Below are 25228 nucleotides of genomic sequence, written 5' to 3'. Positions count from 1 at the left end.
AATGGTGTTTTCTCCCCGTTAAAGCGGCTCTCCCACACTTACAAGAGGTTCACCCTGATGCGCTTGACCGCCAGTGCGATTGCCGAACAATTTGGTCTGACCGTCATCGGTGATGGCGCCATCGAAGTCAGTGGCGTCGCCACCCTGGCGCATGCCGGCGCCGGGCAACTAAGCTTCCTGTCCAATCCGCGCTACCGGCCGCAGCTGGGCCAGAGCCAGGCCGCCGTGGTGGTGCTGCGCGCCGACGATGCGCAGGACGCACGCGGCACCGCGCTGGTCGCCAAGGATCCCTACACCGCCTTCGCCAAGATCGCCGCCTTGTTCGATGTGGCGCCGGTGCGCGAACCGGGCATTCACCCGTCGGCGGTAATCGATCCCAGTGCCCAGGTGTCGCCAACTGCGCATGTCGGCCCGTTCGTCAGCATCGGTGCGCGCAGCCGCGTGGGCGATGGCTGCGTGATCGGCACCGGCAGCATCATCGGCGAGGATTGTGTGGTCGATGACGGCAGCGAGCTGCTCGCCCGCGTCACCCTGGTCACCCGGGTGCGCCTGGGCAAGCGCGTGCGCATCCATCCCGGTGCGGTGATCGGCGCCGACGGCTTCGGCCTGGCGATGGATGCCGGCCACTGGATCAAGGTGCCGCAGCTGGGCGGTGTGGTGATCGGCGACGATTGCGAGATCGGCGCCAACACCTGCATCGACCGCGGCGCACTGGAAGACACCGTGCTGGAAGAAGACGTGCGCGTGGATAACCTGGTGCAGATCGCGCACAACTGCCACATCGGCGCACATAGCGCCATCGCCGGCTGCACCGGAATCGCCGGCAGCGCCAAGATCGGCCGTTACTGCCTGCTTGGCGGGCATGTCGGCGTGGTCGGGCACCTGGAGATCTGCGACAAGGTCGTGATCACCGGCAAGTCGGTGGTGCGCAATTCCATCCATGAGCCGGGCGAGTATTCGTCCGGCACCCCTCTCACCGACAATCGCACGTGGCGCAAGAATGCCGCGCGCTTCAAACAACTGGATGTGCTGGCAAGGCGCATCCTGGCTGTGGGCAAGGAGAAAGAATGAGTCACCCCACTTACGAGCTGCCGATCGACGTCAACCAGATCCAGACGCTGATCCCGCACCGCTATCCGTTTCTGCTGATCGACCGGGTTGTCGAGCTCGACCTGGAAGCCAAGCGCATCGTTGGGCAGAAGAACGTCAGCATCAACGAGCCATTTTTTCAGGGCCATTTTCCTACCCGCCCGGTGATGCCCGGGGTGCTGATCATCGAGGCACTGGCGCAGGCCGGTGGCGTGATGACCCAGCTCGGGCTGGGGCGCGACGCGCTGTCCAAGCTGTTCTACATGGTCAAGGTCGACAACGCCCGCTTCAACAAGCAGGTGGTGCCGGGTGACGTGCTGATGCTGGAAGTGCAGATGAAGCGCCTGATCCGCAACATGGGATGCTATTACGGCGAGGCCAAGGTCAACGGCGAAGTCGTGGCCAGCGCCGAAATCATGTGCGCCGGCGCCAAGGAATAACCCGTTTTTGGAGGTGAGACACGATGCGTGATCAAGCACCCTTGATTCATCCCACCGCCGTCATCGATCCGTCGGCGCAACTGGCCAGCGATGTGCGCGTGGGCGCGTTCTCGTTGATCGGCGCCGATGTGCAGATCGATGCGGGCACCGAGGTGGGGCCGCATTGCTCGATCCACGGCCCGACCCGGATCGGCCGCAACAACCGCTTCATCGGCCATGCCGCGATCGGCGGCGAACCGCAGGACAAGAAGTACGCCGGCGAGCGCACCGAACTGGTGATCGGCAACGGCAACGTGATCCGCGAATTCGTCACCATCAATCGCGGCACCGGCGGCGGTGGCGGCATCACCGTGGTCGGCGACGACAACTGGATGCTGGCCTACACCCACGTGGCGCACGACTGCCATGTCGGCAACCACTGCGTGTTCTCCAACAACACCACGCTGGCCGGCCATGTCACCGTGGGCGACTACGTGATCATCAGCGGCTTTGCCGGTGCCCATCAGTTCTGCCGGATCGGCGCGCACGCCTTCCTGGGCATGGGCGCGCTGACCAACGGCGACGTGCCGCCGTTCACCATGGTCGGCAGCGAATCGCTGGGCCGCCCGCGCGGCATCAACAGCGAAGGGCTCAAGCGTCGCGGCTTCGATGCCGAGCGCATCACCGCGATCAAGCGCGCCTACCGCACGCTGTACGTCGCCGGGCTGCCGCTGGCCGAGGCCAAGCTGCAGCTGGCCGAACAGGCCAAGAGCAGCGAAGACGTGCGCGGGCTGCTCGAGTTCATCGAGGCGGCGGAAAGGCCGTTGTTGCGATGAAGGGAATCGGGAATCGGGAATCGGGAATCGATGCAGGCGCGCACGCTGACACGCCTGCCGCCGGCCCATCGCCGGCACTTCCGATTCCCCATTCCCCACTCCCGATTCCTGGCGCGCAAACGCGCGCCCCACGCATCGCGCTGATCGCCGGCGAAGCTTCCGGCGACATCCTGGGTGCCGGCTTGATCGAGCAGCTGCGGCGCCGCTATCCGGCTGCCGAGTTCGTCGGCATCGGCGGCGATGCGATGCGCGGCGCCGGCTGCCAGACCTGGTTCGATGCCAGCGAACTGGCGGTGATGGGGCTGACCGAAGTGCTGCAGCATCTGCCGCGGCTGCTGAAGCTGCGCCGCGCGTTTCGTGAGCGTGTGCTGGCATGGAAACCGGACGTGTTCATCGGCATCGATGCACCCGATTTCAATCTGTCGGTCGAGCGCTGGCTCAAGCAGCGCGGTGTGCGCACCGTGCATTACGTCAGCCCCTCGGTGTGGGCATGGCGGGAGAAGCGTGCGGAAAAGATCGGCGCCAGCGCCGACCTGGTGCTGTGCCTGTTTCCGATGGAACCGCCGATCTACGCCAGGCACGGCATCGATGCACGCTTTGTCGGCCACCCGATGGCCGACGACATCGCCTACCAGGCCGATCGCGCTGCCGCGCGCGCCAAGCTGGGCCTGTCCGCCTCCAGCACCGTGCTGGCAGTGTTGCCCGGCAGCCGGCATGGCGAGATCGGCAAGCTGGGCGAGACGTTCTTCCAGGCCGCCTGGCTGGTGTCCGAGCAGTTGCCCAACCTGCACGTGCTGGTCCCGGCGGCCAATCCTGGCTGCAAGCAGCTGCTGGCCGAGCAGTTGTCGCGCTCGTCGCTGCCGGTGCTGCGGTCGCACCTGCTCGATGGCCAGGCGCGCACCGCGATGCTGGCCGCCGACGTGGTGCTGCTGGCGTCGGGTACCGCGACGCTGGAGGCGATGCTGGTCAAGCGCCCGATGGTGGTCGGCTACAAGGTCGCCCCGCTCACCTACCGCATCGTCAAGACGCTGGGCCTGCTCAAGGTCAACCGCTACGCGCTGCCCAACATCCTGGCCAACGATGACCTCGCCCCGGAGCTGATGCAGGACGACTGCACCCCGGAGCGCCTGTGCGCGGCCCTGCTGGACTGGTTCAAGCACCCGGAAAAGGTCGCCGCGCTGCAACCACGCTATCTCGCCCTGCACGCGGAACTACGCCGCGACGCATCGGCACGCGCGGCCGATGCGGTGGCGGAGCTGCTGGAAGGCGGGGATTCGGGAATCGGGAATGGGGAATCGGCAGGAGCTGGGCCATGAAGCGCTCGAGCTCCCACAGTGCCGTTGTCGTTCCGACGACGCAGGACGCGCTCTTCCACGATTCCCCAATCCCGATTCCCGATGCCCGATTGATCGCCGGTGTCGACGAAGCCGGGCGCGGCCCGCTGGCCGGGCCGGTGGCGGTGGCGGCGGTGGTGTTCGATCCCGGCAAGCCGCGCATCAACGGGCTGGACGATTCCAAGCAGCTCAGTGCGCAGCGGCGCGAGCAGTTGTATGCGCGCATCGTCGAGCGGGCGCTGGCGTGGTCGGTGGTGCTGATCGACAGCGAGGAGATCGACCGCATCAATATCTATCAGGCAACCATGCTGGGCATGCGGCGTGCGGTGGAGGGCGTGGCGCATGTGGCCGGGTTTGCGCGCATCGACGGCAACCGGGTGCCCAAGGGCCTGCCCTGCCCGGCCGAGGCCTTGATCGGCGGCGATGCGCTCGATCGCGCCATCATGGCCGCCTCGATCGTGGCCAAGGTCACCCGCGACCGCCTGATGCACGACCTGCACGTCCAGCATCCCGAATACCGCTTCGACCAGCACAAGGGCTACGCCACGCCGGTGCACCTGGCCGCGCTGCGCAGCCATGGGCCGTGCCCGCAGCACCGTCGCAGCTTCGCCCCGGTGCGGCGTGCATTGGGCATCGAGGCGGCGCAGTCGCCGTGGGACGTGCCCTGCGCGCCCCCGGCCGATGCGCTGCTGCTGGCCGACTGAGCGCCTCCTCCAGGCTGACCTGGCCCGGTCCCGGCGCCACCCACCAGTGGCGCGGAAACGGCCGGTGCAGCCAGGGCTTCGCGCAGCAAGTCACGCACGCCCAGCCCCGCACGCCCCCGATCCGCGCAATCGCCACTGCTGCGCTGCATCCAGCTAGCCACAGCCTGAATCGGCCACACCGCCCAGCCCCCGTGGCAGCTGGCCGCGGCGCCGCGCCGGTGCTGTCAAGCCTTGTCCGACCCGACCACGCTCGCTACCCTGACCCCGCATTATTCCGGTCTCGCATGTCCACTTCCCGCTTCGTCCATCTGCACGTCCACACCGAGTTCTCGCTGGCGGATTCCACCATCCGTGTGCCCGAGAAACCGGATCAGGCCGACCCGAAAAAGGCCAAGCAGGCCAACCTGCTGAGCCGCGCGGTCGAACTCGACATGCCCGCGCTGGCGGTCACCGACCTCAACAACCTGTTCGCGCTGGTCAAGTTCTACAAGGCCGCCGAGGGCGTGGGCATCAAACCGATCGCCGGCGCCGACGTGATGATCGCCACCCCGGACATGACGCCCTGGCGCATGACCCTGCTGTGCCGCGACCGCGAAGGCTACCTGAGCCTGTCGCGCCTGCTGACCCGCGCCTGGATGGAAGGCCACCGCCCCGAAGGCGGCGTGGCGATCCACCCCGAATGGCTGCAGAGCGGCCATGCCAACCTGTTCGCCCTGGCCGGCCGCGACAGCCTGGCCGGGCGCCTGTTCGGCGAGGGTCGCGCCGACCTGGCCGAGCAGCAGCTGGCCGACTGGCAGCGCGTGTTCGGCGACGGCCTGCATCTGGAACTCACCCGTACCGGGCGCCAGGGCGAAGAACGCTTCAACCAGTTCGCGCTGCATGCGGCCGGTGTGCGCGGCCTGCCGGTGGTGGCCAGCAACGATGTGCGCTTCCTGTACGCCAGCGACTTCAATGCGCACGAGGCGCGGGTGTGCATTTCCTCCGGCCGCGTGCTCGACGACCCCAAGCGCCCGCGCGAGTACAGCGACCAGCAGTACCTGAAGTCCGGCGACGAAATGGCCGCGCTGTTCGCCGACGTGCCCGATGCAATCGACAACACGCTGGCGCTGGCGCAGCGCTGCAACATCGAGATGCGCCTGGGCACCTACTTCCTGCCCGCCTATCCGGTGCCCGAAGACGAGACGCTGGACAGCTGGATCCGCAGCCAGTCGCGCGACGGTCTGGCCGCACGCCTGGAAAAGAGCCCGATCGCGCCCGGCAAGACCCGCCAGGACTATGTCGACCGGCTGGAATTCGAGCTGGACACCATCATCAAGATGGGCTTCCCCGGCTACTTCCTGATCGTGGCCGACTTCATCCAGTGGGGCAAGAACCAGGGCATTCCGATCGGCCCGGGGCGCGGTTCCGGTGCCGGTTCGCTGGTGGCCTGGGCACTGCAGATCACCGACCTGGATCCGCTGCCGTACAACCTGCTGTTCGAGCGTTTCCTCAACCCCGAACGCGTGTCGATGCCCGACTTCGACATCGACTTCTGCATGGATCGCCGCGACGAGGTGATCGACTACGTGGCGCGCAAGTACGGGCGCGAACGGGTCAGCCAGATCATCACCTACGGCACCATGGCGGCCAAGGCGGTGGTACGCGACGCCGGTCGCGTGCTCGGCTTCAGCTACGGGCTGGTCGACAGCGTGGCCAAGCTGATCCCCAACATCCTGGGCATCACGCTCAAGGATGCGATGGGCGAAGGCAAGGACTCGGAGATGGCCTCGCCGGACCTGATCCAGCGCTACCAGGTCGAAGACGACGTGCGCGACCTGATGGATCTGGCCCGTCAGCTCGAGGACCTCACCCGCAACGCCGGCAAGCACGCCGGTGGCGTGGTGATCGCGCCCGAGCCGCTGTCCGAATTCTGCCCGCTGTTTGCCGAACACGACGAGGACGGGCGCGGCAAGAATCCGGTCACCCAGTTCGACAAGGACGACGTCGAAGCGGTCGGCCTGGTGAAGTTCGACTTCCTCGGCCTGCGCACGCTGACCATCATCGACTGGGCGGTCAAGGCGATCAACGTACGCCACGCGCGCGCCGGCATCGACCCGGTCGACATCACCACCATTCCGCTCGACGACGTGCCCACCTACAAGGGCGTGTTCGCCTCGGGCAATACCGGCGCGGTGTTCCAGTTCGAATCCTCGGGCATGCGCCGCCTGCTCAAGGACGCGCGCCCGGACCGTTTCGAAGACCTGATCGCGCTGGTATCGCTGTACCGCCCCGGCCCGATGGACCTGATCCCGGACTTCAACGCGCGTAAGCACGGCCAGCAGGAGATCATCTACCCGGATCCGCGCACCGAAGCCATCCTCAAGGACACCTACGGCATCATGGTGTACCAGGAGCAGGTGATGCAGATGGCGCAGATCGTCGGCGATTATTCGCTGGGCGGCGCCGACCTGCTGCGCCGTGCGATGGGCAAGAAAGTGCCGGCCGAAATGGCCAAGCACCGTGAGATCTTCCGCGAGGGCGCGGCCAAGGGCGGGGTGGGCGCGGCCAAGGCCGACGAAATCTTCGACCTGATGGAGAAGTTCGCCGGCTACGGCTTCAACAAGTCGCACGCCGCCGCCTACGCGCTGGTCAGCTACCAGACCGCGTGGCTGAAACGGCATTACCCGGCCGAATTCATGGCCGCGACGCTGTCCTCGGACATGGACAACACCGACAAGGTGGTCGGCTTTCTCGATGAGGTGCGCAATCTCGGCCTGACCGTCAAGCCGCCGCGCGTCAACGAGTCGGCCTACATGTTCGAAGCTGCCAGCCCGGACACGATTCAATACGGCCTGGGCGCGATCAAGGGTGTCGGCCAGGGCGCCTGCGAGGCGATCGTCGAAGAACGCCAGCGCGGCGGCCCCTACACCACGTTGCTGGATTTCTGCACGCGCGTGGGCACCGCCAAGCTCAACCGCCGCACGCTCGAAGCGATGATCAATGCCGGCGCGATGGACGGGCTGGGCAAGAACCGCGCCTCGCTGATGCTGCAGCTGCCGGAAGTGGTCAAGGCCACCGAGCAGCTGGCGCGCGAGCGCGCCTCGGGCCAGAACTCGCTGTTCGGCGGGCCGGACCCGAGCGCGCCGGCGTTGCGTCTGGACCTGCCCGAAAGCGAGGAATGGCCGCTGGGCCAGCTGCTCACCGGCGAGCGCGAAACGCTGGGCTTCTATCTCAGCGGCCATCCGTTCGACCCGCACCGCGACGAGGTGCGCGAGCTGGTCGGCTGCGACCTGGGGTCGCTGGAGAAGATCCTCGCCTCGCAACAACGCGGCGGCGGTGGTGGCGATGGCGAAAAACGCGCCTGGCGCCCGGAAGTCAGCGCCATCCTGGCCGGCCAGGTGATCGGCGTGCGGCGCAAGGGCGACAGCCAGGTATTCGTGCAGCTCGAAGACGGCCGTGGCCGGGTCGAATGCAGCGCGTTCTCCGATGCGATGGCCGAGTTCGGGCACCTGCTCACCCGCGACCGCATCCTGATCGTCAAGGGCGGTCTGCGCGAGGACGAATTCAACGGCGGCTACAGCCTGCGCATCCGCCAATGCTGGGACTACGAGCAGATCTGCGCCGACCATGCGCAACGCCTGTCATTGCGCCTGGACCTGCGCGAAAAGCAGGCCTGGAAGCGCATCGACGCCCTGCTGGCCAAGCACCGCCCCGGCAAGACCCCCCTGCGCCTGGACCTGCTGCTGCGCGCCCCGACCGGTGGGGTGGCCGGCATGCTCGACCTCAACGGCAGCCACTCGGTGCGCATCGACCAGCAGTTGATGGACAGCCTGCGCGCCGATCCCGCGGTGCGGACCCTGAAGATCAAGTACAGCCCTCCGTGGGCGTGAGAATGGGGAGTCGGGAATGGGGAATCGCAAAAGCGAGGCCGCCATCCGCCCTGCTTTGATTCCCCATTCCCCATTCCCGATTCCCGATTCTCCTAACCCCACCGTACGGGTTCATCGAACGCATTCGGCTACACTCCCCGCCTTACGTTGACGACACCACTGCATGAATCCCAACTACCTCGACTTCGAGCAACCCATCGCCGATCTGGAAGCCAAGATCCAGGAACTGCGCAAGGCCAGCACCGGCCCTGCAGTCAACGTGGACACCGAGGTGCGTGCGCTGCGCGACAAGCTGCGCGTGCGTACCGCACAGATCTTCCGCGACCTGTCGGCCTGGCAGGTCTCGCAGCTGGCGCGCCACCCGCAGCGCCCGTACACGCTGGACTACATCAACACCATCTGCGACGAATTCCAGGAACTGGCCGGCGACCGCGCCTATGCCGACGACAAGGCGATCGTCGGGGGCCTGGGCCGCATCGATGGCCGCGCGGTGGTGATCATCGGTCACCAGAAGGGCCGCGACACCAAGAGCAAGGTCGCCCGCAACTTCGGCATGCCGCGTCCGGAGGGCTACCGCAAGGCGCTGCGCCTGATGAAGCTGGCCGAGCGTTTCCGCCTGCCGCTGCTGACCTTCATCGACACCCCGGGCGCCTACCCCGGTATCGGCGCCGAGGAACGCGGCCAGTCCGAAGCGATCGCGCGCAACCTGCTGGAGATGGCCGAACTGAAAGTACCGGTGATCTGCACCGTGATCGGCGAAGGCGGCTCCGGCGGCGCGCTGGCGATCGGCGTGGGCGACCGCACCTTGATGCTGGAATACGGCACCTATTCGGTGATCTCGCCCGAAGGCTGCGCTTCGATCCTGTGGAAGGACGCGGCCAAGGCCAAGGACGCCGCCGAGCAGCTCGGGCTGACCGCCAAGCGCCTGAAGGGCCTGGGCCTGGTCGACAAGGTGATCCGCGAACCCACCGGCGGCGCGCATCGCAATCCCGAACAGATGGGCAAGCGCCTCAAGGCCGTGTTGCTCAATGAGCTGGAAGCGCTGGAAAAGCTGCCGGTCGAAGGCCTGCTGCAGCGTCGTTACGAGCGCCTGCGCAGCTACGGTGCCTACGAAGGCAACTGATCGGCGATACGTCGAGGCGATGGTGCTGCGTGCACCATCGCCAGCGAGCAAGACGATTGGTCATCGAGGAAGGACGTGGTCGCAATAAGCCCTGCCCCTCCTGTCACCGGTGTTGCAGGCCGGCTGCTGCGTGCTTGTCGTACTCAGCAGGCGGCCGCTGTACTGGATCTTCATCCTGATCGCTTTCGCGTTCCTGGCGGTGTTGATCCAGGTGTGCGGCTGCAGACGTGGCCGGATCCCGGCTTGTCTCCCATGCGTGTCGGCCACTGCGCGCCCAGGTGATGTCCGCCGTCGGCGCGCGGTGCCGGCCTGCACCCCTCGGGGTCGCATCGCCATCGTCGGCGGCGCATCGACTGCGTCAGGCAAACGCACGCGCTGCCCGTACTTCAACAACGCTCAGAACGGCTTGGCCAGCACCAGCCAGATCACCGCGACCAGCAACACCACCGGCACTTCATTGAACAGCCGCAGCGCGCGACCGCTGGGCAGGCTGCGGCCCTGATCCACGCCCTTCAACCAGCGCCCGGCCACGATGTAATGCGCCAGGATCAAGGCCACCGCGAATAGTTTTGCGTGCAGCCAGCCACCGGCCACCATCGTCGGGAAATCCGGAATCACCCGATAGCCCTGCCACAGCACCGCGCCCAGCAGCAGCGCCAGGCCCAGCATGCTGTGGCCGAATCTGTAGAGGCGGCGCCCCATCAGCACCAGGCGTGTGCGTACCGCAGGCTCGGCACCGGCTTCGGCGATATTGACCAGGATGCGTGGCAGGTAGAACACCGCCGCCATCCACGCAGTGACGAACAACAGATGGAAGGTCTTGATCCACAGGTACAGGGTCATGTGCTGGCTTCGCTGGCTGGCGTAGGATGGCCCGCATTTTCACCCATCCGCTCATGCGAAAGCACCTGAGGTCCATGTCCGAACCCGACGACAAGCAGTACGACGCCCACTATTTCCGCCGCTGGTACAGGGATGCGGGGCTGGCCGACCCTGCGCGCCTGCGACGCAAGGTCGCACTGGCGGTGAGTCAGGCCGAGTACTACCTGGAGCGCCCGATCCGCAGCGTGCTGGATATCGGTTGTGGCGAGGCGGCCTGGCGCGCGCCATTGTTGGCCTTGCGCCCCAGGCTGAGCTATCTGGGCTTCGACAGCAGCGCCTATGCGGTACAGCGTTACGGGCGCAGCCGGCAGATCCATCCTGCCCGCTTCGGCGATTTCGCCTGGCTGCGCCCCTGCGCGCCGGTGGATCTGCTGATCTGCTCGGACGTGCTGCATTACGTGCCCACCCGCGAGTTCAACCAGGGGCTGCCGGGGCTGGCCGAGATGTGCGCGGGCGTGGCGTTTCTGGAGACATTTGCCGAAGAAGACGCCTTCGAGGGCGACCACGAGGGTTTTCAGGCGCGCCCGGCGCGCTGGTATCGGCGCCGCTTTGCCAGCGTGGGGTTTGCTGCACTCGGTTCGCACTGCTGGTTGTCGCCGCAATTGGCCGATGAGGCGTCTGCGTTGGAGCGCGGCTGAGCAGGACGTTGGCCGGCTGAGGCACACATGGCGAGGCGAGTGGCTTCGCCGTGCGCCCTCCCGCCACCCTCGCCCGCAGGAAAGCGGCCTTCCTTCTCCCGCCGGGAGAAGGTGCCCCGCAGGGGCGGATGAGGGTACGCACGAAGCCTGGTGGAAGTTGAGTGCGGGTGGGCCTCCCCCCTTGCCCCTCCCCGCAGGCCGAGGAGCCTGCCAGGCAGTCCGCACGGCTCTGCGAGAACGCGCACTTCCAGCCCGGCGCCGTCGTCCGACGGATCTCCGATGGCGGCAACGCAAAATCGCGGCAAATCAGGGCGCTCGCGCCTGCCACAGCTTGGATGACAGCCTCTACCGTCCGCAGCCCCATTAAGGTGCAAATGCGCCAAAGGGGGTATGCTGCGCGGCAGCAAAGAGCCGCACGGATGGGTGGAATGCTTTATCAACTGCACGAGCTGACCCGCAATCTGCTAGCGCCTTGGGTGCACCAGGCCCAGGCGAACGCCAAGATGTTTTCCGACCCCGACAGTCTGTGGGCCTCGCTCCCGGGCGCCGAACGCATGGCGGCCAGCAATGAGCTGTTCCATCGCCTGGGCAAGGAGTACGAAAAGCCGGCCTGGGCGCTGGACGATGTCGAGGTCGACGGCCACTCGCTGCCGATCATCGAACGCGAGGTGCTGAGCAAGCCGTTCTGCCGTCTGCTGCGCTTCAAGCGTTTCAGCGACCATGTCGAGTTGATCGGCACGATGAAGCAGCAGCCGGCCGTGCTGGTGGTGGCGCCGTTGTCCGGCCACCACGCCACCCTGCTGCGCGACACCGTACGCACGCTGCTGCGCAACCACAAGGTCTACGTGACCGACTGGGTGGACGCGCGCATGGTGCCGCTGGAAGCCGGTGCCTTCCGGCTCGAGGACTACATCAGCTACATCCAGGAGTTCATCCGTCACATCGGCGCCGAGCGCCTGCACGTGGTGAGCGTGTGCCAGCCCACCGTGCCGGTGCTTGCGGCGGTGTCGTTGATGGCCACCAACGATGAGCCCACGCCGCGCTCGCTGGTGATGATGGGCGGGCCGATCGATGCGCGCCGCAGCCCGACCCAGGTCAACAACCTGGCTACCGAGAACGGCATCGAGTGGTTCCAGAACAACCTGATCCACACCGTGCCGTTCCCGTATCCGGGCCATGGCCGGCAGGTGTATCCGGGCTTCCTGCAGCACGCCGGCTTCCTGTCGATGAACCCCAACCGGCACGTGATGTCGCACTGGGATTTCTACACCGACCTGGTCAAGGGCGATCTGCAGGACGCGCAGGCGCATCGGCAGTTCTACGACGAATACAACGCCGTGCTCGACATGCCGGCCGAGTATTACCTGGACACCATTCGCGTGGTGTTCCAGGACTTCCTGCTGCCGCAGGGCAAGTGGAAAGTGGATGGCCAGCTGGTCAAGCCCTCGGCGATCCGCAATACCGCACTGCTCAGCATCGAAGGCGAACTGGACGATATCGCCGGCCTGGGCCAGACCGAAGCGGTGCACGATCTGTGCACCGGGATCGACGCGGCGCATCGCCGTCATCTGGTGGTGGAAGGTGCCGGCCACTACGGCATCTTCAGTGGCCGTCGCTGGCGCGAAGTGGTGTACCCGCAGGTGCGCGAATTCATCGCTCGCTACGATGCCGACCCGGTGGGCAGCCGCGATCCGGCCACCGTCACCCCGATCCGCAAGCGCGGCAAACGCGCTTGACCGGCAACAAAAAACGCCCCTCGATCGAGACCGATCGAGGGGCGTTTTTTGTTGCGCAGATGCCTGGTTCGCGCCAACCCAGAGGACTGGTCGCGTGCGCGGTGCCCTCACCGCCCTCACCGCCCGCAGGAGTGCCATGAACCCTTCCCGGTTCGGCATCGTGGAGCGCATCCTGGAGCGTCGCCGGGTCCGCGCAGGCCAGGGCTGGCGCACTTGCACAAGGTCATCGGGACTGGTGGTCGGCAACGGACGTGCCTGTCATCAGTGGGTCCCCTCCAGCACTGCGTCAACCGAATCGCGGGGGGCGCGCCAGGCGCTCCAGTCGCGCAGGCAATCACGCCCGCTTTGGGTGATGCGGTAATAGCGCCGCGGCGGCCGGACGCGGAAGGCTCGACATGGCTGTGCAGCAGCCCTGCGCCGTCCAGGTTACGCAGCACCGGATACAGCGCTCTGCGTGCCGCTGAGCACGCCGCCCAGCCGCTCCAGCCGCTTGGCGATCAGATAGCCGTACAGCGGCGCATCGGCCTGCGCCAGCACTGCCAGCAACACCGTGCCGGCACTCAGCTCCTTCTGGAATTTCCGCAGGCATCGGATTCGCTCATCGGCCAGCTCCACCAGCTCGAAGGCAATGCTATTGCGAAGTGAGGAATAGCGAATATGTCGGTAGTCACGGGCCGGGATAGGGGAATCGGGATTGGGGAATCGGGATTAGGGATTTGCAAGGCAAGCAACCGAGAATTTCCGTACACGACTCAAGCGAACTGAAGAAGACCTGGCGCATTATTTACAGGCCCGCTTTTGCGAATCCCCAATCCCGACTCCCCAATCCCCGCTCATGTGCTTAGAACCATTGGGTTACTCCCTTTGCGGCAGCGCTCCACTACAGTCATTGCCCACTGGGCCGATACCACTTGCTCAGACGACTCACTTTTTCGATAGGGCGACACGATGCGACTAGCACGCTTGGCACAGCCGGCCATGGCTGAAACTTCCTTTGGCGCCACCCGGTGCCTGTGCTTGGCGATCGGGTTGTCACTGCCGGCACTGGGGTTTGCGCAGGCGCAGACCGCGCCGGTCAATGCCGAGCAGACCCAACCGGAACCGGCGAAGGCCGCGCCCGCCGCTCCTGCGGCGCCCGCGCCCGCCAAGGGGTATCCGCTCGAAGCGCAGGGCTGGGGCGCCAAGCAGGGCGGCAACATGTGGCAGGTGCGTTGGGCCGAGGACTGGTCGTATCTGAAGGATCCGTCCAAGCGCAAGAGCCCGTTCGATCCGCTCAAGTACATTCCGTTCAATGAATCGGGCGATGTGTATGTCTCGCTCAGCAACGAACTGCGCGTGCGCAGCAATACCATCACCAATCCCGGTCTGATTCCCGGCAGCCACTCGCAGCAGCAGTACCTGTTGCGCGCGTTCTTCGGTGCCGACTTCCATATTGGCGAGCACTTCCGTCTGTATACGGAACTGGCGCACGGCAGCCTGGATGGACGCAACGAGGGCGCCAAGACCGGCACGCAGGAAAACAACGCGATCCTGCAGCAGGTGTTCTTCGATGTGAAAGGACGCGTCAACGATGCCGACCTCGGCCTGCGCGTGGGCCGCCAGGTGTTTGTCGATGGCCCCACCACGCTGATGGCCCTGCGCGACAACACCGACATCTTCGTGACCTTCAACGGTGTGCGCGCCTGGGCGATCGGCGAAAAGACCCGCGTGGACCTGTTCGATTTCAACTTCAACCTGGATGGCACCGAGGGCCTGGGCGACGATCGCATTGACCGCTCGCGGCACTTCCGTGGCGTAGTCGGCGGCTGGCGCATGCCGACCGCCAAGCCGATGTATCTGGAGCCGTTCTTCTATCAGTTCCGCAACGACAATCAGGTCTGGGGCCGGCAGACCGCCGAAGAAAACCGCAACTACTACGGGCTGCGCCTGTGGGGCAATGTGGGCAAGCTGCGCACCGACTCGTTCGTGACCGTGCAGCGCGGCAGCTACGGCGGGCGCGACCTGCGTGCCTACATGGCCAGCACCTCCAATGCGTGGACGCTGAGCGACAACGGCTGGAAGCCGCGCCTGGGCTTCCATAGCGAAATCGCCTCCGGCGGCGGCGGCACCTCCGGCACCGGCACGCTGCGCAACAACAACTTCCTGTACGGCAATACGATCTACTTCAGCTGGGCGACGTTCTTCGGCCCGGTCAACCTGGTCACCGCCGCGCCCACGTTCACCTTCTCGCCCACGTCCAAGCTCACCGTGAACCTGGAATGGGAAACCCTGTGGCGCCAGACCACCAGCGATGCGATCTACAACAACCAGGCACGCGCCTACGCCCGCACGCAGAGCACCGGCGAGCGCCGTATAGGCACCATGCCGCGCATCAACGCCACCTGGAACATCGACCCGAACTGGTCGGTGACCTTCCGCGCCGAACACCTGATGGCGGGGCCCGCGCTGGAAAAAGCCGGCTACGGCGATTCGACCTTCGTCATGTGCTGGCTGAACTTCCGGTTCTGAATGCCGTTTGCCGGCACTGCAATCTGCTGACTCGATGTGCGAGCGTTTTGTTTTAACGCGTACTCGATCTCGATCACATGCCGCGTCCCGCAAGGGCGCGGCATGTTGGTTTCTGAGCCTTGACCCGTCTGATGAGCATGCGTTTTTTCGCAGGCTGCATGCATCTGGCAAGCGAGGCCTTCGCCTACTTGTACGAACGATTGCGTTCGACGGACAACCGCGCCCCGCCTGGCCGAGACACCACACCACCGCCCCCCAACCGAAAGCCATGTTTGGCTTGAGCGCAGCAGCATCAGCCCAGTCGCCCAGGCGGTCGCGGCTGTCATAAGCGCCTCCAGTGCCGTGCGTCCCTTCTCTCCGGCGGGATGAGGAAGCGACCTGCTACCGCCTTGCGCACGCGACGTGTCACTGCCTGAGGGCGACCTTTCAGCACGCAGCAGTGCATCTTTTACGAATCCCCAATGCCCAATCCCAAATCCCCGCCTCACCTGCACCGGGCACGGCCGAATGCCTACAATGCGCGCATGTCCGAATCCCCCACCCCGCATTCCCGCCCTTCCCTGCAACGGGTCTTCCTGACCGGCTTGCTCACCCTGCTGCCGGTCTGGTTGACCTGGGTGGTGGTGAAGTTCGTCTTCTCGCTGTTGTCGGGCATCAGCAGCCCATGGGTGGTGCCGCTGTCCGAACGCATCGCCGCCTCGTTCCCCGACTATCTGGGCTGGATCAAGGCGCTGTGGGTGCAGAACACCATCGCGCTGATCGCCACCGTGGGCGTGATCCTGTTCGTCGGCATCCTGAGCCGGCGCGTGATCGGCCAGCGCCTGCTGCGCTGGTTCGAGGCGATCATGCGGCGCATCCCGCTGGCCAGCGTGGTCTACGACAGCGCGCGCAAATTGCTCGACATCCTGCAGACCCAGCCCGGCAGCACCCAACGCGTGGTGCTGATCGACTTCCCGCATCGCGACATGAAGTCGATCGGCCTGGTCACCCGGGTAATCAAGGAACAGGGCACCGGCCGCGAGCTGGCGGCGGTGTATGTGCCGACCACGCCCAACCCGACCTCCGGCTATCTGGAGATCGTGCCGGTGGAGCTGCTCACGCCCACCGACTGGAGCGTGGATCAGGCCATGAGCTTCATCATCTCCGGCGGCGCAGTGGCGCCCGACTCGGTTCCCTTCACCCGCACGGCAGATCGCTGACGCAATGACACGGCCGCGTACCCTCGACGATCGTGCGGTCCGCCTGTTCATTGCGCTGGCCGCGTTCTTTTGCGTCAACGCGGCATTGGCCGAGTTCATCGGCGTCAAGATCTTCGCGCTGGAAGACACGCTCGGCATCGCGCCGTTGAACTGGAACCTGTTCGGCCAGACCGGCTCGCTCAGCTTCACCGCCGGCACCTTGTTGTGGCCGGTGGTGTTCATCATGACCGACACCATCAACGAGTTCTTCGGCAGCCGCGGGGTGCGTTTCATCTCGTGGGTGGCGGTGATGCTGATCGGCTATGGCTTCGTGTTCGCGTTTGCCGCGATCGCATTGGCGCCGGCAGCCTGGTGGGTCACTGCGGCGCAGGGCCAGGGCGTGCCCGACTACCAGGCGGCCTTTGCGGCGGTGTTCGGCCAGGGCCTGTGGACGATCGGCGGCTCGCTGGTGGCGTTCCTGTTCGGCCAGTTGATCGACGTGTCGGTATTCCATCGCATCCGCCGCGCCACCGGCGAAAAGCACGTGTGGCTGCGTGCCACCGGCTCCACGGCGGTGTCGCAATTGGTGGACAGCTTCGTGGTGATCTACATCGCCTTCGTGCTCGGACCGCAGCACTGGTCCATCGACCAGTTTCTGGCGGTGAGCACGCTCAACTACGTCTACAAGATGGGGTTTGCGATTGCATTGATCCCGCTGCTGTATCTGGCGCGCCGCGCCATCGGCGCATACCTGGGCGCCGAGCGCGCCGAGCAGCTACGCGAAGAAGCCGCCTCCGGCTGACAACGCGGAAGCCTGCCGGCCGCATCGCTGCAGGGCAACCACCGGCGCCCGGGGCGGCGGCATCGAACCGGCCCCTTGGTCTTGCGCGCAGCCCGCCTGCCGCCCGTTCGCTGCGCTTGCCGATCATGCGACGGCCGCAGCGGCCGCCCATCGAAATTTTGTTCAATCCGTGGCTGCGCTCGCCAGCCATGCTGGTGCGCCCCGCTACGGATTCCGCGCCATGGACCATCTTGTCGCAATGGCCAGCTTTGCGCTGGTGTGCTCGATTTCGCCCGGCCCGGTCAACCTGGTCGCGCTGAGCACCGGCGCCAGTGCCGGCGCGCGTGCCGGGCATGGCCACGTGATCGGCGCCACCGTCGGCTTCGTCGCGCTGCTGCTGTTGGTGGGCCTGGGACTGCAGCAGGTGTTGCTGCGCTGGCCGCTGCTCGGCCGTGCCTTGCATCTGGCAGGGGTGGGGTTCCTGCTCTACATGGCCTGGCGCCTGCTGCGCGACGATGGCGTCATCGAAACGGCCAGGCCGCGCCCGGCCGCCTCGTTCTGGACCGGTGCGGCGATGCAGTGGCTCAACCCCAAGGCCTGGTTGGCGGCGACCTCCGGCGTTGCGCTGTATGCAACGACAGGCACCACGCAACTGGCGGGCTTTGCGGCGGTGTATGCACTGGTCTGCTACCCCTCGCTGGCGTGCTGGTTGCTGGCCGGCGCAGCGCTGCGCCGGCATGTGCAGGTGCCCAAACAGCTGCGGCGCTTGAATCGGGTGTTGGCCGCGCTGCTTGTACTGAGCGCGATCTATCTGCTGATGGAATTAGGGACCGCATTGCGATAACGCCCTGGTGTCACCGCCCAGGCGCGTTTGAAGCTGCGCTGCAGATGCGCCTGATCGGCGTAGCCATGCGCATAGGCGACTTCGGCGATCTCTCCGCCACGCCGCAAGGCCTCGCGTGCACGCTGGAAACGGCAATCCAGCAGATACGCATGCGGGGTCATCCCATGGGCCTGGCGAAAGCCGCGAATCAGCCGCGGCGCCGGCATCCCGGCCAGCGTGCACAGTTCGCGCAGCGATACCGCACGCGCGTGATGGGTCTGCAGATACTCGGCCACCCGTCGCATCGGCCCGGTATCGACCGCAAGCGCGCGACTCATCGGCTCCACATGCAGATGCAGCCGCGCCACGAACGCGATCAATGCACTCTCGCGTGCAAGCGCGTCGGCATTGCCATCGGTCAATACGGCATGCATGCGGTCGAAGGCGGCATAGGCTGCCGGGGTCTGGCACAGCGGCGCCGCCAGCAGGTGCACATCGGCATTGGTGGCCAGGCCGAGTGCGCGCTGTTGTTCGCGCAGCCACGCCACGTCCAGATACAGCATGCGGAACGACCAGTCCTGCTGCTGATCCGGATTGCAGGCATGCACCTCGCCCGGGTTGATCAGGGTCAGCGACCGCGCGCCCACCTGCGCCCTCACGCGTCCATTGCGATAGCGCGCAAGCCCGCGGTCGACCGCGCCCACCGACCATTGCTCGTGCGTATGCGCGGCATAACACAGGCTGCGGCTGTTGATCACCTGGCGCAGTTCGACAAAGGGCAACGCCGGATCGCGCCAGAAACCCTGCCCACCCTGCACGGGCACCTGGGTCCCGCATGTCGATTCATCGCTTGGCATGTACGCAAGCCTATCGCACTGCAGCATGCCTGCGCGCCGCAGGCATGCGCAGCGGGCTTCATGAATTCCAGGCGCGCCCCGTGCGCCCGATGGGTGGCCGGAACGGTGCGGATCGGGCAAGCTCCCCGCTCGCTTGTTCCCGGAGCCGGTAATGCCCCTCAGCTTTTCCCGCCTGCTGTCCCTGGCCCTGGCCGCCGTGCTGAGCCTGTCAGTGGCAGCGCCCGCCGATGCGGCCAAGAAGAAGACCGCCAAGGCACAGACCACGCAAACGCGCGCGAAGGCGAGCAAGGGCAAGAAGGCTACCAAGCCGGCGGCCAGAACCAGCAAGGCCGCCAAGGGTGGCAAGGCTGCCAGGCCCAGGCCGCGTGCGGTGGCCGCACCGGTGGTGCTGACCAAGGCGCAGCAACTCAACCTGCTCTACGACCAGTACTGGGATGCCTCGCTCAAGCTCAACCCGCTGCAGGCCACCTTCCAGGGCGAGACCCGCTACAACGACCAGTTGCCCAATTTCCTGTCGCCGGCGTTCCGGCAGCAGTCGCACGACTTCACCGTGCTGTGGCTGGGCAAGGCCGAGGCGCTGGGGCCGGACGGCCTGAGCGGGCAGGACCTGCTCAGCTACCAGATCTTCGTGCGCGATGCGCGCAGCGCGCTGGCGGCCGAGCAGTTCCCCAGCTGGATGCTGCCGATCAACCAGTTCTACAACATCGCCAGCATCGCGGTGGTGCTGGGTTCGGGCACCGGCGCGCAGCCGTTCAAGACCGTCAAGGACTATGACAACTGGTCGCGGCGTGCGGTGGGCATCCCGGATCTGTTCGACCAGGCCATCACCAACATGCGCGCCGGCATGCAGGCCGGCGTGGTGCAGCCGAAGGTGCTGATGCAGAAGGTGCTGCCACAGCTGGATGCGATCATCGCGCGCAATGCCGAAGACAGCCTGTTCTGGGGCCCGGTGCGCAACCTGCCGGCAGACATGCCCGAGGCCGACAAGCAGCGCATCACCGCCGAATACAAGCGCCTGATCGAAGTGCGGATCATGCCGGCGTACCGGGCGCTACGCGGCTTCATCGCCACCGAGTACCTGCCCGCCTGCCGTGACACCGACGGCCTGACCGCGCTGCCCAATGGCGCGGCCTGGTACGCCTACGACGTGCGCCAGAGCACCACCTCCGACCTGACCCCGGAGCAGATCCACCAGATCGGGCTGGACGAGGTGGCGCGGCTGCAGGGCGAGATCGCCGCGCTGGCCAAGCAGGTCCGGTTCCGCGGCAACCTGCCCAAGTTCTACAAGTTCATGCAGACCGACAGGCGCTTCGCGTTCCGCAACGAGACCGAATTGCTGGGCTATTACCGTGGCCTGCAGGGACGCGTGCAAGCGGCGGTGCCGCGTCTGTTCAATGTCCAGGGCATGCCGGCGCTGGAAGTGCGCGTGGTGGAACCGCAGCGTGCGCAGTCGGCCGCCAGCGGCTCGTACATGCGCCCCAGCGGCGACGGCAGCACGCCGGGGGTGTTCTACGTCAACACCTCCGACCTGGACGCGCGCAGGACCTGGGAAACCGAAAGCCTGTATCTGCACGAGGCCATCCCCGGCCACCACTTCCAGCTCGGGCTGCAGCAGCAGCTGACCGACCTGCCCAAGTTCCGCCGCCTGGGTGGCGAGACCGCCTACATCGAGGGCTGGGGGCTGTACGCCGAATCGCTGGGCCGCGAACTGGGCCTGTATCAGGACCCTTACAACTATTACGGCTATCTGCAGAACGCGCTGTGGCGCTCGATTCGCCTGGTCACCGACACCGGCCTGCACAGCAAGGGCTGGACCCGCACGCAGGCGATCGACTACATGCTCAACAACTCGGCCATGACCCGGACCGATGCCGAGGCCGAGGTGGACCGCTACATGGCCATCCCCGGCCAGGCGCTGGCGTACAAGGTCGGCGAGATGAAGATCGCGCAGTTGCGCGAACAGGCGCAACGCGAACTGGGCCCGCGCTTCGATGTGCGCGCCTTCCACACCGAGGTGCTCAAGGACGGCTCGGTGCCGCTGGATATCCTGCAGGAGAAGATCCAGCGCTGGATCGCCACGCAGAAGGGGTGAGGCGAGCTGGCGCGGCATCACGGTCGTCAAGCAACCGCAGGTAGCGCGCTCCGGACCAGGCGCGTCACCTGTGGGCGTGGCCCGAAGCGCAGGCGACCTGACGCGTCTGCCAGTGGCACACACGCGGCTGACAGGCTCGTCCGAGGCGCTGCCCTGCGATCAACGCCGCTGCCCTACCGGCTGCGTTTCAACCCGCCACGCGTGCGGCCGCCAGCGCGGCAATGTCGCGCGGCGTGGTGCGGCAGCAGCCGCCGATCAACCGCGCACCTGCGGCCAGCCACTGCGCATGCTGATCGGCCAGGGTGCACGCCTGCGCGGCGCCGGCGTGCCAGCGCTTGTCGCTGGCGTCGTAGTGTTCGCCTGAATTTGGATACACCACCAGCGGCAGCGTGGTCAGCGCGGACAGGCTTTGCAGCGCGGCGGTGACGTCTTCCAGCGCAATGCAGTTGATGCCCACCGCGATCACCTGCGCGCAGGCATCCAGCGCCGGCACGACCTGCGCCAGCGGCGTGCCATCGCTCAAATGCGCCGCATCACGCAAGGTGAACGAGAACCACGCAGGCAGCTGCGGGAATTCCTCCAGCAGCAGCCGCAGCGCGACGATCTCGCTGGCCGACGGCAGCGTCTCGCAGGCCAGCACATCCACGCCCGCCGCGGCCAGCGCGGCGATGCGCGGGCGATGGAAGTCCATCAGTTGCGCCAGCGGCAGTGCATAGTCGCCGCGATATTCCGAACCATCGGCCAGGTACGCACCATACGGCCCGACCGACCCGGCCACCCATAACGGCGCGTCCTGCGGTTGCGCCTGCAGATGATCGGCGCGCGCCTGTGCAGCCAGGGCCACGCTGCGTGCGATCAGCGCCTGCGACTGCGCCAGGTCCAGCCCGCGCGCGGCAAAGCCCAGCGGCGTGGCCTGGTAGCTGGCGGTGATGGCGCACTGCGCGCCGGCAGCGAAATAGTCGCGATGCACCTGGTAGATCAGCTCCGGCTGTTCCATCAGCACGCGCGCCGACCACAGCGCATCGTTGAGATCGCAGCCGCGTTGTTCCAGTTCGGTGGCAAGTGCACCGTCGAGCAGCACGTAGCCGTCGTGCTGCAGCGCCTGGCTGAAAGGCGCCCCGGCGCGCGGCTGGCGGGGAAGAATCGTCATGGGTGTGGCCTCCTGCTGGCAAGCCATTGGGTGAGTGCATGGGCGCCGTAGCACAGCGCCACGAACGGGATGCCGCACCACAGCGCAATGCGCTGCTGCGGATCGAATGCCAGGCCGATGCAGGCCAGCAGGCAGAGCGCAAACCCCAGCAGCGGCGTCCACGGATACCACGGCGCGCGGTAGGCCAGGCTCTCCGGCGCGATGCCGTCGCGCAGCAACTGGCGTCGAAAGACGTAGTGCGAGGCGCAGATGCTCAGCCACACCACCACCACCGCAAAACCGGACACCGCCGAAATCGCCACGAACACGGTGTCAGCCGCATAGACGCCGGTGAGCAGCGCCAACAGGCCGCCCAACATGCTCAACAGCAAGGCCGGCAAGGGAATGCCGCGTCTTGTCAGGCGTGCCAGCCGCGCCGGCAGCGTGCCCTCGTTGGCCAGCGACCACAACATGCGCGCGGCCGCATACAGGCCGGAATTGGCCGCCGACAGGATCGCGGTGAGGATCACCGCATTCAACACATCGGCCGCATACGGGATGCCCAGCAACTCGAACGCGCGCACGAACGGGCTGGTGTCCACGGCCGCCTGCTCGGCCGGCAGCAACGCGGCAAGCACCAGCACGGTGCCGACGAACAACACCACCAGCCGTACCAGCGTGGTGCGGATCGCCAGCGGAATCGCACGCGCCGGCTCCGCGGTTTCGCCCGCGGCCACGCCGATCAACTCGGTGCCGGAAAAGGCAAAGTTCACTGCCACCATCGTCATCAGGATCGGCAGCGTGCCTTGCGCAAACCAGCCGTCGGCGCGCAGGTGGCGCAATCCCGGCGCCGGCGACCCATCGGCCAACGGCAGCACGCCGATCACCGCCGCGCCACCGAGCACGATGAACAGCACGATCGTGATCACCTTGATCAGCGAGAACCAGAATTCGCCTTCGGCAAACCAGCGCGCCGAGACCGTGTTCAGGGCGAAGATCAGCGCGCAGAACAGCAGACACCACGGCCATGCCGGGGTGTGCGGGAACCAGTACTGCATGCAGAACGCCGCCGCGGTCAGGCTCGAGCCCAGCGCCACCGTCCAGGTCAGCCAGTACAGCCACGCCACCACGTACCCGGTGGCCGGGCCGAGATACCGCGCGGCATACACATGAAAGGCGCCGGTCTGCGGCATCGCCACCGCCAGCTCGCCCAGGCATTGCATCACCAGGTACACCACCAGCGCGCCGATCAGATACGCGATCACCGTGCCCAACGCACCGGTGCTGGCGATGATGTAGCCGGTATTGAAGAACAGCCCGGTGCCGATGACCCCGCCCAGCGAGAGCATCACCAGATGGCGCACCTGCATGCTGCGCTGGAATTGCGGTGCGGCATTGGACGACGGGTCGGGCATCGGCGTGTCTGATCGGTGGCAGCGCATCCTGCCATGCGCGCGCAGGCGAGCACAGCCATGCAGTGGCCAGGCGTGACGCGCAACCAGGTATTGCGGGATGCCATGCGGCATGTCGCGCCCACGATCGGCCCACGTACGCTTCGCGCTCGGCCCGGCCGGCACGACACGCCCTGGCGCTACCGAGGGTATCCTCGCGACTGCTCATCCGGACTGTTGCCATGCCATACCATCTGCACACACGCACGGCGGCGCAGACGCAGCGCTGGAGCGCATCCCGGCTACCGGCACGTCTGGCAGCCCGGATCGCTGTCGCCGCGCCTCGCGCATCCGTGCCGGCCCCGCAGCAGCGCCCGTGTCCGCAACGCGTGCGAGGCGCCGCATGAAGCTGGCCGGCATCCACCACGTGGCGATCATCGCCGGCGACTACGCGGTCTCCAAGCGGTTCTACTGCGACATCCTGGGCCTGCGGGTGCTCGATGAGCATTACCGGCAGGCGCGCGATTCCTGGAAGCTGGACCTGGCGCTGCCCGATGGCGGCCAGATCGAGTTGTTTTCGTTTCCCGACGCACCGCTGCGCCCCAGCCGCCCGGAAGCCCGCGGCCTGCGCCATCTCGCCTTCCGCGTCGAGGATCTGGACGCGGCCGTGGCGCATCTCGCTGCGCACGAGGTGAGCACCGAGGACATCCGCATCGACGAATACACCGGCCACCGCTTCACCTTCTTCGCCGACCCGGATGACCTGCCGCTGGAGCTGTACGAAGTGGGTTGAGCGCAGCATGCCCTGCGGGTTCGGTCACATCCGCCGCACAGTGACGTCGAACAGGCGTAGTCGATCGTCGCTGTGACTTCCGGCGGATGCGGCGCGACGACAACGTCGTGAAGATCAAGCCACCCCAGGACACAGGAACCGTCCATGCTGCAGATCCGTGCGTTGTCCAAGACCTACGCCAATGGCGTGCATGCGCTGCAAGGCGTCACGCTCGACATCCCTCGCGGCATGTTCGGCTTACTCGGGCCAAACGGCGCCGGCAAGTCGTCGCTGATGCGCACGCTGGCCACGCTGCAGGAACCCGACTCGGGTAGCGTCAGCCTGACCGACGCCGATGGCAGCAGCATCGACGTGCTCACCGACAAGGACGCGTTGCGGCGCCGGCTGGGCTACCTGCCACAGGATTTCGGCGTATACCCAAAGGTGAGCGCGCTGGACATGCTGGATCACTTCGCCGTGCTCAAGGGGCTCACCGATCGCGGCCAACGCAAGGAGGTGGTCGAGCGGCTGTTGCAGCAGGTCAATCTGTGGGATGCGCGCAAGCGCAAGCTCGGTACCTATTCCGGCGGCATGCGCCAGCGCTTCGGCATCGCGCAGGCGCTGCTAGGCAACCCGCAGCTGGTCATCGTCGACGAGCCCACCGCCGGGCTGGATCCGGAAGAGCGCAATCGCTTTCTCAATCTGCTGGCCGAAATCGGCGAAAACGTCGTGGTGATCCTGTCCACCCACATCGTCGAAGATGTCACCGACCTGTGCCCGACGATGGCCATCATGAACAAGGGCCAGGTGCTGCTGACCGGGCGGCCCGCCGATGCGATCGACATGTTGCAGCAGCAGGTCTGGCGCAAACAGGTCAGCAAGCAGGCATTGCCCGATTACGAGGCACGCTTCACCGTGCTGTCCACGCGCCTGATTGCCGGCCACCCGGTGATCCACGTGTTCAGTACCGATTGCCCGGAGCCGGGTTTCGAACAGGTCGCTCCCGATCTGGAGGACGTCTATTTCCAACGCCTGCGCACGCAAGCGCTGGCCGCCTGACGGAGCGC

Annotated in this window: 20 protein-coding genes and 1 pseudogene; 16 read left to right on the top strand and 5 right to left on the bottom strand. The window is 66.4% G+C overall.

Annotated features, from left to right (window positions below; genetic code table 11):
* Positions 1 to 57: 57 nt before the first annotated feature.
* From lpxD to EO141_RS05005, 7 genes are all read left to right on the top strand, one after another.
* Entirely contained in the window at positions 58 to 1071 is a 1014-nt protein-coding gene (lpxD, locus tag EO141_RS05035) for a UDP-3-O-(3-hydroxymyristoyl)glucosamine N-acyltransferase (RefSeq protein WP_104583402.1), read from the top strand.
* Positions 1068 to 1529, top strand: a complete 462-nt coding sequence (fabZ, locus tag EO141_RS05030) for a 3-hydroxyacyl-ACP dehydratase FabZ (protein WP_053045245.1) — start codon at positions 1068 to 1070, stop codon at positions 1527 to 1529. Before lpxD ends, fabZ begins: the two co-directional genes overlap by 4 nt.
* 23 nt (positions 1530 to 1552) lie before the next feature.
* Positions 1553 to 2344: an acyl-ACP--UDP-N-acetylglucosamine O-acyltransferase gene (lpxA, locus tag EO141_RS05025; RefSeq protein WP_104583403.1), complete on the top strand. Its 792-nt coding sequence runs from the start codon at positions 1553 to 1555 to the stop codon at positions 2342 to 2344.
* Positions 2341 to 3660 carry a lipid-A-disaccharide synthase gene (gene lpxB, locus EO141_RS05020; RefSeq protein ID WP_221265820.1) on the top strand — a complete coding sequence of 440 codons (1320 nt, stop codon included), beginning with the start codon at positions 2341 to 2343 and terminating at the stop codon, positions 3658 to 3660. The genes lpxA and lpxB overlap by 4 nt, the downstream gene beginning before the upstream one ends.
* Positions 3657 to 4382: a ribonuclease HII gene (locus EO141_RS05015; RefSeq protein ID WP_127168663.1), complete on the top strand. Its 726-nt coding sequence runs from the start codon at positions 3657 to 3659 to the stop codon at positions 4380 to 4382. The genes lpxB and EO141_RS05015 overlap by 4 nt, the downstream gene beginning before the upstream one ends.
* Positions 4383 to 4666: 284 nt before the next feature.
* Entirely contained in the window at positions 4667 to 8251 is a 3585-nt protein-coding gene (gene dnaE, locus EO141_RS05010) for a DNA polymerase III subunit alpha (protein ID WP_127168662.1), read from the top strand.
* Between the two features lie 163 nt (positions 8252 to 8414).
* Positions 8415 to 9374 (top strand): acetyl-CoA carboxylase carboxyltransferase subunit alpha, encoded by a 960-nt coding sequence (locus tag EO141_RS05005; protein ID WP_053045248.1) that lies wholly within the window; start codon positions 8415 to 8417, stop codon positions 9372 to 9374.
* Positions 9375 to 9770: 396 nt separating this feature from the next.
* On the opposite strand, the gene EO141_RS05000 is transcribed toward EO141_RS05005, so the two are convergent.
* Positions 9771 to 10217 (bottom strand): CopD family protein, encoded by a 447-nt coding sequence (locus EO141_RS05000; RefSeq protein ID WP_104583405.1) that lies wholly within the window; start codon positions 10215 to 10217, stop codon positions 9771 to 9773.
* A gap of 74 nt (positions 10218 to 10291) precedes the next feature.
* Between EO141_RS05000 and EO141_RS04995 the strand changes: the two genes are divergently transcribed.
* Together EO141_RS04995 and EO141_RS04990 are read left to right on the top strand one after the other, a co-directional pair.
* Positions 10292 to 10894 (top strand): class I SAM-dependent methyltransferase, encoded by a 603-nt coding sequence (locus EO141_RS04995; protein WP_164739072.1) that lies wholly within the window; start codon positions 10292 to 10294, stop codon positions 10892 to 10894.
* A 428-nt stretch (positions 10895 to 11322) separates the two neighbouring features.
* Complete coding sequence (locus EO141_RS04990; protein ID WP_039520278.1) at positions 11323 to 12630, top strand: polyhydroxyalkanoate depolymerase; 1308 nt, start codon at positions 11323 to 11325, stop codon at positions 12628 to 12630.
* Positions 12631 to 12891: 261 nt separating this feature from the next.
* Here EO141_RS04990 and EO141_RS04985 read toward each other — a convergent pair.
* A pseudogene (locus EO141_RS04985) lies at positions 12892 to 13239 on the bottom strand (PadR family transcriptional regulator).
* Between the two features lie 339 nt (positions 13240 to 13578).
* On the opposite strand from EO141_RS04985, the gene EO141_RS04980 reads away from it, so the two are divergent.
* The 4 genes from EO141_RS04980 to EO141_RS04965 all read left to right on the top strand — a co-directional run bounded on the left by EO141_RS04980 (position 13579) and on the right by EO141_RS04965 (position 17941).
* Positions 13579 to 15138 carry an alginate export family protein gene (locus tag EO141_RS04980; protein WP_164739071.1) on the top strand — a complete coding sequence of 520 codons (1560 nt, stop codon included), beginning with the start codon at positions 13579 to 13581 and terminating at the stop codon, positions 15136 to 15138.
* A 524-nt stretch (positions 15139 to 15662) separates the two neighbouring features.
* The gene (locus tag EO141_RS04975) at positions 15663 to 16337 is read left to right on the top strand and encodes a DUF502 domain-containing protein (protein ID WP_053046264.1); all 675 of its coding nucleotides are present in this window, start codon (positions 15663 to 15665) and stop codon (positions 16335 to 16337) included.
* 4 nt (positions 16338 to 16341) lie between these two features.
* Positions 16342 to 17118, top strand: a complete 777-nt coding sequence (locus tag EO141_RS04970; protein WP_127168659.1) for a queuosine precursor transporter — start codon at positions 16342 to 16344, stop codon at positions 17116 to 17118.
* Between the two features lie 220 nt (positions 17119 to 17338).
* A complete protein-coding gene (locus EO141_RS04965) occupies positions 17339 to 17941 on the top strand; it encodes a LysE family translocator (RefSeq protein WP_164739070.1) in 603 nt (200 codons plus the stop codon).
* Here the strand turns inward: EO141_RS04965 and EO141_RS04960 are convergent.
* On the bottom strand, positions 17905 to 18744 hold the full coding sequence (locus EO141_RS04960; RefSeq protein ID WP_164739069.1) for an AraC family transcriptional regulator: 840 nt from the start codon (positions 18742 to 18744) through the stop codon (positions 17905 to 17907). The genes EO141_RS04965 and EO141_RS04960 overlap by 37 nt on opposite strands.
* Positions 18745 to 18928: 184 nt before the next feature.
* Here EO141_RS04960 and EO141_RS04955 point away from each other — a divergent pair, with 184 nt between their 5' ends.
* Complete coding sequence (locus EO141_RS04955; RefSeq protein WP_127168657.1) at positions 18929 to 20869, top strand: DUF885 family protein; 1941 nt, start codon at positions 18929 to 18931, stop codon at positions 20867 to 20869.
* Between the two features lie 187 nt (positions 20870 to 21056).
* On the opposite strand, the gene mmuM is transcribed toward EO141_RS04955, so the two are convergent.
* Entirely contained in the window at positions 21057 to 22019 is a 963-nt protein-coding gene (gene mmuM, locus EO141_RS04950) for a homocysteine S-methyltransferase (RefSeq protein ID WP_119132362.1), read from the bottom strand.
* Positions 22016 to 23413 carry an S-methylmethionine permease gene (gene mmuP / locus EO141_RS04945; RefSeq protein WP_127168656.1) on the bottom strand — a complete coding sequence of 466 codons (1398 nt, stop codon included), beginning with the start codon at positions 23411 to 23413 and terminating at the stop codon, positions 22016 to 22018. The genes mmuM and mmuP overlap by 4 nt, the downstream gene beginning before the upstream one ends.
* 379 nt (positions 23414 to 23792) lie before the next feature.
* Between mmuP and EO141_RS04940 the strand changes: the two genes are divergently transcribed.
* Both EO141_RS04940 and EO141_RS04935 read left to right on the top strand, forming a co-directional pair.
* A complete protein-coding gene (locus EO141_RS04940) occupies positions 23793 to 24182 on the top strand; it encodes a VOC family protein (protein ID WP_127168655.1) in 390 nt (129 codons plus the stop codon).
* A 144-nt stretch (positions 24183 to 24326) separates the two neighbouring features.
* Positions 24327 to 25220 (top strand): ABC transporter ATP-binding protein, encoded by an 894-nt coding sequence (locus EO141_RS04935; RefSeq protein ID WP_127168654.1) that lies wholly within the window; start codon positions 24327 to 24329, stop codon positions 25218 to 25220.
* Positions 25221 to 25228 lie beyond the last annotated feature (8 nt).

The organism is Xanthomonas sp. BRIP62415 (assembly GCF_003993515.1).
GTDB classification, from domain to species: Bacteria; Pseudomonadota; Gammaproteobacteria; order Xanthomonadales; family Xanthomonadaceae; genus Xanthomonas; species Xanthomonas euroxanthea.
This window is presented reverse-complemented; position numbering and strand designations above follow the sequence as displayed.

Excerpts from the sequence above, each read along its gene's own strand:
- lpxD (WP_104583402.1), top strand. The coding sequence starts at position 58 with ATGCGCTTGACCGCCAGTGCGATTGCCGAACAATTTGGTCTGACCGTC.
- fabZ (WP_053045245.1), top strand. The coding sequence starts at position 1,068 with ATGAGTCACCCCACTTACGAGCTGCCGATCGACGTCAACCAGATCCAG.
- lpxA (WP_104583403.1), top strand. The coding sequence starts at position 1,553 with ATGCGTGATCAAGCACCCTTGATTCATCCCACCGCCGTCATCGATCCG.
- lpxB (WP_221265820.1), top strand. The coding sequence starts at position 2,341 with ATGAAGGGAATCGGGAATCGGGAATCGGGAATCGATGCAGGCGCGCAC.
- EO141_RS05015 (WP_127168663.1), top strand. The coding sequence starts at position 3,657 with ATGAAGCGCTCGAGCTCCCACAGTGCCGTTGTCGTTCCGACGACGCAG.
- dnaE (WP_127168662.1), top strand. The coding sequence starts at position 4,667 with ATGTCCACTTCCCGCTTCGTCCATCTGCACGTCCACACCGAGTTCTCG.
- EO141_RS05005 (WP_053045248.1), top strand. The coding sequence starts at position 8,415 with ATGAATCCCAACTACCTCGACTTCGAGCAACCCATCGCCGATCTGGAA.
- EO141_RS05000 (WP_104583405.1), bottom strand. The coding sequence starts at position 10,217 with ATGACCCTGTACCTGTGGATCAAGACCTTCCATCTGTTGTTCGTCACT.
- EO141_RS04995 (WP_164739072.1), top strand. The coding sequence starts at position 10,292 with ATGTCCGAACCCGACGACAAGCAGTACGACGCCCACTATTTCCGCCGC.
- EO141_RS04990 (WP_039520278.1), top strand. The coding sequence starts at position 11,323 with ATGCTTTATCAACTGCACGAGCTGACCCGCAATCTGCTAGCGCCTTGG.
- EO141_RS04980 (WP_164739071.1), top strand. The coding sequence starts at position 13,579 with ATGCGACTAGCACGCTTGGCACAGCCGGCCATGGCTGAAACTTCCTTT.
- EO141_RS04975 (WP_053046264.1), top strand. The coding sequence starts at position 15,663 with ATGTCCGAATCCCCCACCCCGCATTCCCGCCCTTCCCTGCAACGGGTC.
- EO141_RS04970 (WP_127168659.1), top strand. The coding sequence starts at position 16,342 with ATGACACGGCCGCGTACCCTCGACGATCGTGCGGTCCGCCTGTTCATT.
- EO141_RS04965 (WP_164739070.1), top strand. The coding sequence starts at position 17,339 with ATGGACCATCTTGTCGCAATGGCCAGCTTTGCGCTGGTGTGCTCGATT.
- EO141_RS04955 (WP_127168657.1), top strand. The coding sequence starts at position 18,929 with ATGCCCCTCAGCTTTTCCCGCCTGCTGTCCCTGGCCCTGGCCGCCGTG.
- mmuM (WP_119132362.1), bottom strand. The coding sequence starts at position 22,019 with ATGACGATTCTTCCCCGCCAGCCGCGCGCCGGGGCGCCTTTCAGCCAG.
- mmuP (WP_127168656.1), bottom strand. The coding sequence starts at position 23,413 with ATGCCCGACCCGTCGTCCAATGCCGCACCGCAATTCCAGCGCAGCATG.
- EO141_RS04940 (WP_127168655.1), top strand. The coding sequence starts at position 23,793 with ATGAAGCTGGCCGGCATCCACCACGTGGCGATCATCGCCGGCGACTAC.
- EO141_RS04935 (WP_127168654.1), top strand. The coding sequence starts at position 24,327 with ATGCTGCAGATCCGTGCGTTGTCCAAGACCTACGCCAATGGCGTGCAT.